Below are 7,716 nucleotides of genomic sequence, written 5' to 3' on the forward strand. Positions count from 1 at the left end.
GCGGGCGGAGCCGCCGGTGCGGCCTGCGCGGGCGCGGCCTGGCCTCCGGGCGTCTGTGCGGCGGCCGGCGCGATCGCGCCTGCCGTCAGGGCGAGCGCGAGGGCGAAGGGGGCGAGCAGGCCGTCCCGGCAGGAGAATAGGGACATCACGGATCCTTTCAGCAATCGCTGACCTGCCCAATGTCGGGCCAAAGAAGGCGGAACCGAGACGCATGAAACGGGGCCGCCCGGCCGTGGGCATGCCCCATTCTATCAGCCGCGCACCAGCCAGACGATTCCCACGCCGAGCACGGCGGAGATCAATCCGATCACGCGCAACCGCTCGCCGGGGGTCTGCGCGGCCTGCGTCGCGATCCGCCTCATCGTGTCCGGAAACAGGGCATAGAGTGCGCCTTCCAGCACCAGGAGGAGGCCGATCGCGACCAGCGCATCCCTCATTGCCCGGCGGCGGGGCCGCCCGGCGCAGGAGGCGTCTCGGGAAGAACGGGCGGCTGCAGGTCGGAGGGAGAGGGCAGCCGGCCGTTGCCCCGGTTCTCCGGCGTCGCCGCGGGACCGCTGCCGGCCGAACCCGAAGCGGCGGCCGCGTCGCCGGCGCCCTGGGGCGGTGCCAGGAATTCCGCCGGGGGCGGGATCGCGGCGCTCGAAGGTGCCGGCGCCTCGGACGTGGCGCTGCCGGCCGGCAGCTCGCCGGTCCCCGATTCCTGGAAGTATCGGAAGAACTCGGAATCCGGTGTCAGCACCATGGTGGTGCCGCTGCCTTCGAGGGCCGCGCCGTAGGCCTGCATCGAGCGGTAGAACTCGAAGAACGCCGGGTCGCGGCCGAACGCCTCTCCGAGGATCCGGGTCCGGTCCGCCTCGCCCTGGCCGCGCAGGATGTCCGCGTCCCGCTGCGCCTCCGCGACGGTCACCACGGCCTCGCGGTCCGCCTCGGCGCGGATGCGCGCGGCCTCCTGGGTGCCCCGGGCGCGCAGCTGGGCCGCCTCGGCGAGGCGTTCGGCGCGCATGCGCTCGAAGGTCTGCTGGGACACTTCGGGGAGGAGGTCCGTCCGCAGGATCCGCACGTCGACGACATCGATTCCGAGCTGCGCGGCGAGCGGACGCAGCTGGTCGCGGACCTCGATCATCATCTGCAGGCGCTCGTCGGAGAGCGCGGCCTCGAAGCTGCGCTGGCCGTAGACGCGGCGGAGCGCGGCGTCGAGGCGGGTGCGCAGGTTCTCTTCCGCCAGCGTCACGCTGCCCGAAACGTTCTGCCGGAACGCTTCGGGGTCGGTGATGTGGTAGGCCACGAAGGCGTCGACGAGATAGCGCCTGCCGTCCCGCACCTGGACGCGAATGTCGTCGAGCTCGAGATTGAGCACGCGATCGTCGACGATCTGCACCGTATCGACGAAGTTCGTCGGCGTCTTGAAGTTCAGTCCCGGCTCCTTCACGACCCGGGTGATCTGGCCGAACCGCAGGACGATCGCCTGCTCGCGCTCGTTCACGATGAAGATCGAGGACCAGAGCAGCGCGATGAGGACGAGGGCGGCGATGACCGCCGTGGCGAGCCGGGTCACTGGGTGCCCCCCTGCTGCGTGCCGCGGCCGGTCTGCTGGCCCGCGGCCGCCTCGGAGGAGCGGCGCTGAAGCTGGTCGAGCGGGAGATAGGGCTGCACCGCGCGGCCGGCATCGCCCTCCAGGATCACCTTGTTCGACTTGCTCAGCACGTTCTCCATGGTTTCCAGGAACAGGCGCTTCCGCGTGACCTCCGGCGCGCCGACATATTGGTTGTAGACGGAGGTGAAGCGCTGCGCCTCGCCTTGCGCCTCCGCCACCACCTGGTCGCGGTAGCCGGCGCCCGATTCGCGGACCTGGGATGCCTGTCCCCGCGCCTCGCCCAGCCGGCGGTTGGCGTATTGCTCCGCCTCGCGCTGGAACCGGTCGAGATCCTGCTGCGCGCGCTGCACCTCCTCGAAGGCGTCGGCCACTTCCGCCGGGGGATCCGCGCGCTCGAGCTGGATGCCGATCACGGCGACGCCCGCGTGATACGCGTCGAGCGTTCCCTGCAGGAGATTGCGCACGGCCTCTTCGACCTCGGCGCGGCGCTCCGTGCGGACGTCCTCCGCCCGCGAGCGGCCGACATATTCGCGCATGGCGCTCTCGGCGATCCGCCGGACATAGAGTTCCGGGTCCTTGACGTTGAAGAGATAGCTCTTCGGGTCGTTCACGCGCCAGATCACCGAGAACACGACGTCGACGATGTTCTGGTCGCCGGAGAGCATGAGGCCGCCGGTTCCAGCGCGGCTCGACGCGCTGTTGCCGATCGTGTCGCGGCGCTGCCGGATGCTGACCTTCTCCACCGTCTCGATCGGCCAGAAGTGGAAATGGAGCCCGGGTTCCGAAACCTCGTCCTTCGGCTTTCCGAGCACCAGCTCCTGGCCGAGCTCGTCCGGCTGGACCGTGTAGACGGACTGCATGAGCCAAAGCGCGAGGAGGAGGACCACGATCACCGCGATGACGGCGACATTGCTGCGGCCGCCCGGCGGCAGCGCGCGTCTCAGCCGGTCCTGGCTCCGACGCAGAAGGTCCTCCAGATCCGGTGGCTGCGGTCCCTTCGGCGTCGGACCCGAACCCCACGGCCCGCCGCCGCCACCTTTCCAGCCGCCTCCGCCGGAATTATTGCTCCAGGGCATCCCTACTCCTCGCTCGCCGGCTGTCGGCCGGGGTTCCGGCGCTTATAGAGGAACCCCTTCGCTGCCTCAACGCAGGCGCCGCCGACACGTGGCCGCGGCGTCGGATTCATGCGCGCCGGACGCGGTCGAGGACGACCAGTTCCCCCCGCGCCGTGTCGCCGGGCGATTCGGGCAGCGCCTCGCGCGCCGTTTCCTGCCAATCCTCGACCTCCAGAGTGGGGAAATAGGTGTCCCCCGGCGGGGCGGCGTCGACACGGGTCAGATAGAGGCGGTCGGCGTCGGGCAGCGCGTGCGCATAGATCTGTCCGCCACCGATCACGCAGATTTCATCGGCGTGGGTGCGTGCGGCCTCGGTTTGGGCGCGGGAAAGCGCCGCCGGCCAGTCCGCCAGGACCTCGACATCGGTGCCGGCTTCGATGCGGCGTCGGCTCACCACGATGTTGAGGCGCCCGTCGAGCGGGCGCCCGATCGATTCGAAGGTGCGCCGCCCCATGATGACCGGCTTGCCCATCGTGATCGCCCGGAAGCGCCGGAGATCGGCACGGATGTGCCAGGGAAGGCCCCCGCCCGCGCCGATGACGCCGTTCGCGGCGACGGCGGCAACGAAGGCGATCCGTGTCATCGGGCGGCGCTGTCTCCGGCGAGCGCGGGGCTGCGGACGTCCGTGCCCGCGACCGGCTCGGAGAAGACCAGCTTTTCGGCGACGGTGGTGTCGGCGTTCAGCCGGTAGACGAGCGGGATGCCGGTCTCCAGGTTGAGCTGCGTCACCGCGTCCGGCGACAGCTTGTCGAGCACCATGACGAGTGCGCGCAGCGAGTTGCCGTGCGCGGCCACGAGCACGCGCCGGCCCCGCATCACGTCCGGCAGGATCCGCGTGATGTAATAGGGCCATACGCGCGCGCCGGTGTCCTTCAGGCTCTCGCCGCCGGGCGGCTGCACGTCGTAGGAGCGGCGCCAGATATGGACCTGCTCCTGGCCCCATTTCGCGCGCGCGTCGTCCTTGTTGAGCCCGCTCAGGTCACCGTAGTCGCGCTCGTTGAGCGCCTGGTCGGAATGGCGCTCCAGTCCCGTCTGCCCGATCTCGTCGAGCACGAGGTCGAGCGTGTGCTGGGCGCGGATCAGCGCGCTCGTATAGCAGACGTCGAAGCGGAGGCCGTGATTCTTCAGCCGCCGCCCCGCCTCGCGGGCCTCCTCGCGCCCGACATCGGTGAGGCCGACGTCGCGCCACCCGGTGAAGAGGTTCTTGAGGTTCCACTCGCTCTGGCCGTGGCGCACCAATACGAGAAGCCGATCCATTGTCCTGTCCCTTTCAACCGCTGCGAGCGTCAGAGCAGCCCGAGCACGTCGGCCATGCCGTAGAGGCCCGGCTTCTTGTCGAAGGCCCAGAGCGCGGCACGCACCGCGCCCCGGGCAAAGATCGAACGGTCCTCGGCCCGGTGGCCGAGCACGATCCGCTCGCCCTCTCCTGCGAAGACGACGGTATGGTCGCCCACCACCGAGCCGCCGCGCAATGCCGCAAAGCCGATGGCATCCGGCGGCCGCGGGCCGGTATGGCCGTCCCGGCTGCGGACCGCCACCGCGTCGAGGTCGAGGGCGCGTCCCTCGGCGGCGGCCTGGCCGAGGAGGAGCGCGGTTCCCGACGGCGCGTCGACCTTGTGCCGGTGGTGCATTTCGAGGATCTCGATGTCGAAATCGGGCCCGAGCGCGGCAGCCGCGCGCCGCACGAGACCGGCGAGGAGGTTCACGCCGAGGCTCATGTTGCCGGATTTCACGATCCGGGCGTGGCGGGCGGCAGCGCGGATCTTCTCCTCGTCCGCCGGACCGAGCCCGGTGGTGCCGATCACGTGCACGATCCGGGCCTGCGCGGCCAGTTCCGCGAAGGCGAGCGTCGCGGCGGGGGAGGTGAAGTCGAGCACGATGTCGGTCGCCGCGAAGAGCGGGAGCGGATCGCAGCTGAGCGCCACGCCGACCGGCGGCTCCCCGATCAGTTCCCCGATGTCGCGGCCGAGAAGGGGATCGCCCTCGCGCTCGAGCGCGCCGACGATCCTGAGGCGCGGCTCCGCCCGCACCGTGCGGGCGAGCGTCCGCCCCATCCGCCCGGCGGCACCGACGATCACCACCCGCAGCTGCGTCATGGGCGCTCCTTTCGGGCTCCTATAGCATGCCGAGGCCGGGAGAAAAGACGTCGGGGCGCCGATGACAGCGGGTCCGGGCGGCGCTAAGGAGCGGCATGGTTCCCAGGCTGGAGGGCAGTACGGGCTTCTCGGGACGGCCGCTCCGGCTCTCCACGCTCGTCAGGCTGCGCTGGCTCGCGGTCGCCGGCCAGGCGCTCGCCGTCGTCGTCGTGGACTTCTGGTTCGGGTTCCCGATGCCGACCGGCTGGTGCCTTCTGCTGATTGCGCTCTCGGCCTGGCTCAACATCGCACTCCGCATCCGCTTCCCCTCGACGCTGCGGGTCGACCCGAACTGGGCGACGGCGCTCCTCGCCTATGACATCCTGCAGCTCGCCGGCCTTCTCTATTTGACGGGCGGGCTCCAGAACCCGTTCTCGATCCTCCTCCTCAGCCCCGTCACAGTCTCCGCCACGACGCTCGCTCCGGACAAGACGTTCCTGCTCGGCGGACTGGCGCTCGCGGCGGCGACCGCGCTGATCTTCGTCCACCAGCCGCTGCCATGGTTCCCCGGCCGCACCTTCACCGCGCCGCTCCATTATCTCGGCGGCGTCTGGGTGGCGCTCGTCTCGTCGCTCATCTTCATCGCCTTCTACGCGTTCCGGGTCGCGGAGGAGGCGCGCCAACTCTCCAACGCGCTCGCCGCCGCCGAGCTCGTCTTGCAGCGCGAGCAGCATCTTTCCGCGCTCGACGGCCTGGCCGCGGCGGCGGCGCACGAACTCGGCACCCCCCTCGCCACCATCGCGCTGGTGGCGAAGGAACTCGACCGCGAGCTTCCGCCCGGGGACCCGCACGGCGAGGACGTCCGCCTGATCCTCAGCCAGTCCCAGCGCTGCCGCGAGATCCTTTCCAAGCTCACGTCCCTCGGGGCGGGCGCCGAGGAGCATCTCGGCCGCATGCCGCTCTCGCACCTCCTCGAGGAGGTGATCGCGCCCCACCGGAATTTCGGGATCCAGATCGAGGTCGCGCTCGACGGAGCCGGGCCGGAGCCGGTGACGGCGCGCAATCCCGGCGTGATCTACGGCCTCGGCAACCTGGTGGAGAACGCCGTCGACTTCGCGGAGAGCACGGTCGGCCTCGTCGCGTCGTGGTCGGACGCAGGCGTCGCCATCGAGATCACCGACGACGGGCCGGGCTTCGCGCCCGAGATCATCGACCGGATCGGGGAACCCTACGTCACCACCAGGCTCGGCGAGGGGCCGGTCCCGACCGGCGAGCACGGCGGCCTCGGCCTCGGCTTCTTCATCGCCAAGACGCTGATCGAGCGCTCGGGGGCGCGGCTTTCGCTGGAGAACCGGCGCGGAGCGCAGAGCGGCGCGGTCGTCACGGTGACGTGGGCGCGGCGCGACTTCGAAGGGCTCGAGGAAGCCAAGCCACTGCGGAACGAAGCTTGATTCGACGGGCATAGTGCCTACGTTGGACCCGCGACCCACCGTCGCGCCCACAATGAAGAACAAGCGACCATGACCGAGGAGCTCCAACCCGCATCACCGCCCGGCGACGATCCGAGCCTTCTCATCGTCGATGACGACCGCGCCTTCCTGCAGCGGCTCGCCCGCGCGATGGAGAAGCGCGGTTTCGCGACCGAGACCGCAGCCTCGGTCTCCGAGGCGATCGCCAAGGTCGAATCCGCGCCGCCCGCCTTCGCCGTCGTCGATATGCGGCTCGAGGACGGGAACGGTCTCGACGTGATCGAGCACATCCGCAACCGCCGGCCCGAATCGCGCGCGGTCATCCTCACCGGCTACGGCAACATCGCGACCGCGGTCACCGCGGTGAAGCTCGGCGCCATCGACTATCTCTCCAAGCCCGCCGATGCCGACGACGTCTATGCGGCGCTGACCCAGACGACCAAGGAGAAGGCCGAGCCGCCGGAGAACCCGATGTCGGCCGACCGGGTGCGCTGGGAGCATATCCAGCGCATCTACGAGCTCTGCGACCGCAACGTCTCGGAGACGGCGCGCCGGCTGAACATGCACCGGCGGACGCTCCAGCGCATCCTCGCCAAGCGCGCTCCGCGCTGACGCATCGCGTCTCTTCAGGAGAAGCCCAGCGCCGCGTCCGGATCCTCCAGGTCGTGCAGCCGCAGGGCGCCGGCGCGTGCGATCCGGATCAGCATTTCCCGCCGGGTGGCGGGGGCGAGCCTGTGCCGCTCGGCCTGCCGCAGGATTTCCGCACCATAGGGATCGGCGACGATGAGCCCGGCCGCAGCCGGGAAGATCTCCGGCGGGACCTCGGGCGAGGTGGCGAAGTAGAGGGCGTCCGAATGGCGCCGGTATTCGGGCCATTTCTGGTCCGCGCGGAAATCCTCCACCGACGACTTGATCTCGATGATCGTGATCGTTCCGGCGGGACAGAGCGCGACAAGGTCCGCGCGCCGCCCCGAGGCGAGCGTGAGCTCGGGGATGAGGGCGAAGCGTTCCGACCGGAAGCGCCGGCAGACGCCGCGCCGGATGGCGAGCGCCCGTTCGGACTGGCGGCCGTCCTGCAGGAGGGACCGGATCTCGGGCCGCTCGGAGAGCGGATGGTTCAGCACGTCGTCAGCCCGTCTCGAAATGGGACGCCTTATCTTGGCCGAGGCCGCCCCGCCGGGCAACTGCCGGAACGCCGGCCGGAAACGGGCGTTGTAGCCCGTGTTGAAGGAGCGAAACCGAACTCCCGGCGCTCCGGTCCGGAGGATGACATGACACGCGCGATGACCCGCAGTTCCGTTGCCATTGCCCTCGTGACCAGCCTCAGCCTCGTCTCGATCGGCGGCTGCTCGAAGACGGGCCGCTACGCCGCGACGGGCGGCGCGATCGGCGCGGCCGGCGGCGCCGTCGTCGGTGCGGCCTCGGGCGGGAGCGTGGTCGGCGGCGCGCTGATCGGCGGTGCC

Annotated in this window: 9 protein-coding genes and 1 pseudogene; 3 read left to right on the forward strand and 7 right to left on the reverse strand. The window is 70.6% G+C overall.

Going from position 1 to position 7,716, the window contains the following annotated elements:
• Positions 1–251 precede the first annotated feature (251 nt).
• The 6 genes from E4O86_RS21465 to dapB all read right to left on the reverse strand — a co-directional run bounded on the left by E4O86_RS21465 (position 252) and on the right by dapB (position 4,805).
• Positions 252–437, reverse strand: a complete 186-nt coding sequence (locus E4O86_RS21465) for a DUF2065 domain-containing protein (RefSeq protein WP_161142595.1) — start codon at positions 435–437, stop codon at positions 252–254.
• The gene (gene hflC, locus E4O86_RS21470; RefSeq protein WP_161142596.1) at positions 434–1,555 is read right to left on the reverse strand and encodes an SPFH domain-containing protein; all 1,122 of its coding nucleotides are present in this window, start codon (positions 1,553–1,555) and stop codon (positions 434–436) included. Before hflC ends, E4O86_RS21465 begins: the two co-directional genes overlap by 4 nt.
• A complete protein-coding gene (gene hflK / locus E4O86_RS21475; RefSeq protein WP_161142597.1) occupies positions 1,552–2,670 on the reverse strand; it encodes an FtsH protease activity modulator HflK in 1,119 nt (372 codons plus the stop codon). The genes hflC and hflK overlap by 4 nt, the downstream gene beginning before the upstream one ends.
• A 106-nt stretch (positions 2,671–2,776) precedes the next feature.
• Complete coding sequence (locus E4O86_RS21480; RefSeq protein WP_161142598.1) at positions 2,777–3,292, reverse strand: dihydrofolate reductase; 516 nt, start codon at positions 3,290–3,292, stop codon at positions 2,777–2,779.
• A complete protein-coding gene (locus E4O86_RS21485; protein WP_161142599.1) occupies positions 3,289–3,966 on the reverse strand; it encodes a 2,3-bisphosphoglycerate-dependent phosphoglycerate mutase in 678 nt (225 codons plus the stop codon). Before E4O86_RS21485 ends, E4O86_RS21480 begins: the two co-directional genes overlap by 4 nt.
• 29 nt (positions 3,967–3,995) lie before the next feature.
• Complete coding sequence (dapB, locus tag E4O86_RS21490; RefSeq protein WP_161142600.1) at positions 3,996–4,805, reverse strand: 4-hydroxy-tetrahydrodipicolinate reductase; 810 nt, start codon at positions 4,803–4,805, stop codon at positions 3,996–3,998.
• 95 nt (positions 4,806–4,900) lie between these two features.
• Here dapB and E4O86_RS21495 point away from each other — a divergent pair, with 95 nt between their 5' ends.
• Together E4O86_RS21495 and E4O86_RS21500 are read left to right on the forward strand one after the other, a co-directional pair.
• On the forward strand, positions 4,901–6,235 hold the full coding sequence (locus E4O86_RS21495) for an ActS/PrrB/RegB family redox-sensitive histidine kinase (protein WP_161142601.1): 1,335 nt from the start codon (positions 4,901–4,903) through the stop codon (positions 6,233–6,235).
• 69 nt (positions 6,236–6,304) lie between these two features.
• A complete protein-coding gene (locus tag E4O86_RS21500) occupies positions 6,305–6,865 on the forward strand; it encodes an ActR/PrrA/RegA family redox response regulator transcription factor (protein WP_161142602.1) in 561 nt (186 codons plus the stop codon).
• Between the two features lie 14 nt (positions 6,866–6,879).
• Here the strand turns inward: E4O86_RS21500 and E4O86_RS21505 are convergent, their stop codons facing one another.
• Complete coding sequence (locus tag E4O86_RS21505) at positions 6,880–7,377, reverse strand: MmcB family DNA repair protein (RefSeq protein ID WP_343039211.1); 498 nt, start codon at positions 7,375–7,377, stop codon at positions 6,880–6,882.
• Positions 7,378–7,524: 147 nt separating this feature from the next.
• On the opposite strand from E4O86_RS21505, the pseudogene E4O86_RS21510 reads away from it, so the two are divergent.
• Positions 7,525–7,716: pseudogene (locus tag E4O86_RS21510) on the forward strand (hypothetical protein); the annotation flags it as partial.

The organism is Propylenella binzhouense (assembly GCF_009866965.1).
Classification (GTDB): domain Bacteria; phylum Pseudomonadota; class Alphaproteobacteria; order Rhizobiales; family Afifellaceae; genus Propylenella; species Propylenella binzhouense.

Coding starts and splice junctions, on each gene's coding strand:
- E4O86_RS21465 (WP_161142595.1), bottom strand. CDS start 437: ATGAGGGATGCGCTGGTCGCGATCGGCCTCCTCCTGGTGCTGGAAGGC.
- hflK (WP_161142597.1), bottom strand. CDS start 2,670: ATGCCCTGGAGCAATAATTCCGGCGGAGGCGGCTGGAAAGGTGGCGGC.
- E4O86_RS21480 (WP_161142598.1), bottom strand. CDS start 3,292: ATGACACGGATCGCCTTCGTTGCCGCCGTCGCCGCGAACGGCGTCATC.
- E4O86_RS21485 (WP_161142599.1), bottom strand. CDS start 3,966: ATGGATCGGCTTCTCGTATTGGTGCGCCACGGCCAGAGCGAGTGGAAC.
- dapB (WP_161142600.1), bottom strand. CDS start 4,805: ATGACGCAGCTGCGGGTGGTGATCGTCGGTGCCGCCGGGCGGATGGGG.
- E4O86_RS21495 (WP_161142601.1), top strand. CDS start 4,901: ATGGTTCCCAGGCTGGAGGGCAGTACGGGCTTCTCGGGACGGCCGCTC.
- E4O86_RS21500 (WP_161142602.1), top strand. CDS start 6,305: ATGACCGAGGAGCTCCAACCCGCATCACCGCCCGGCGACGATCCGAGC.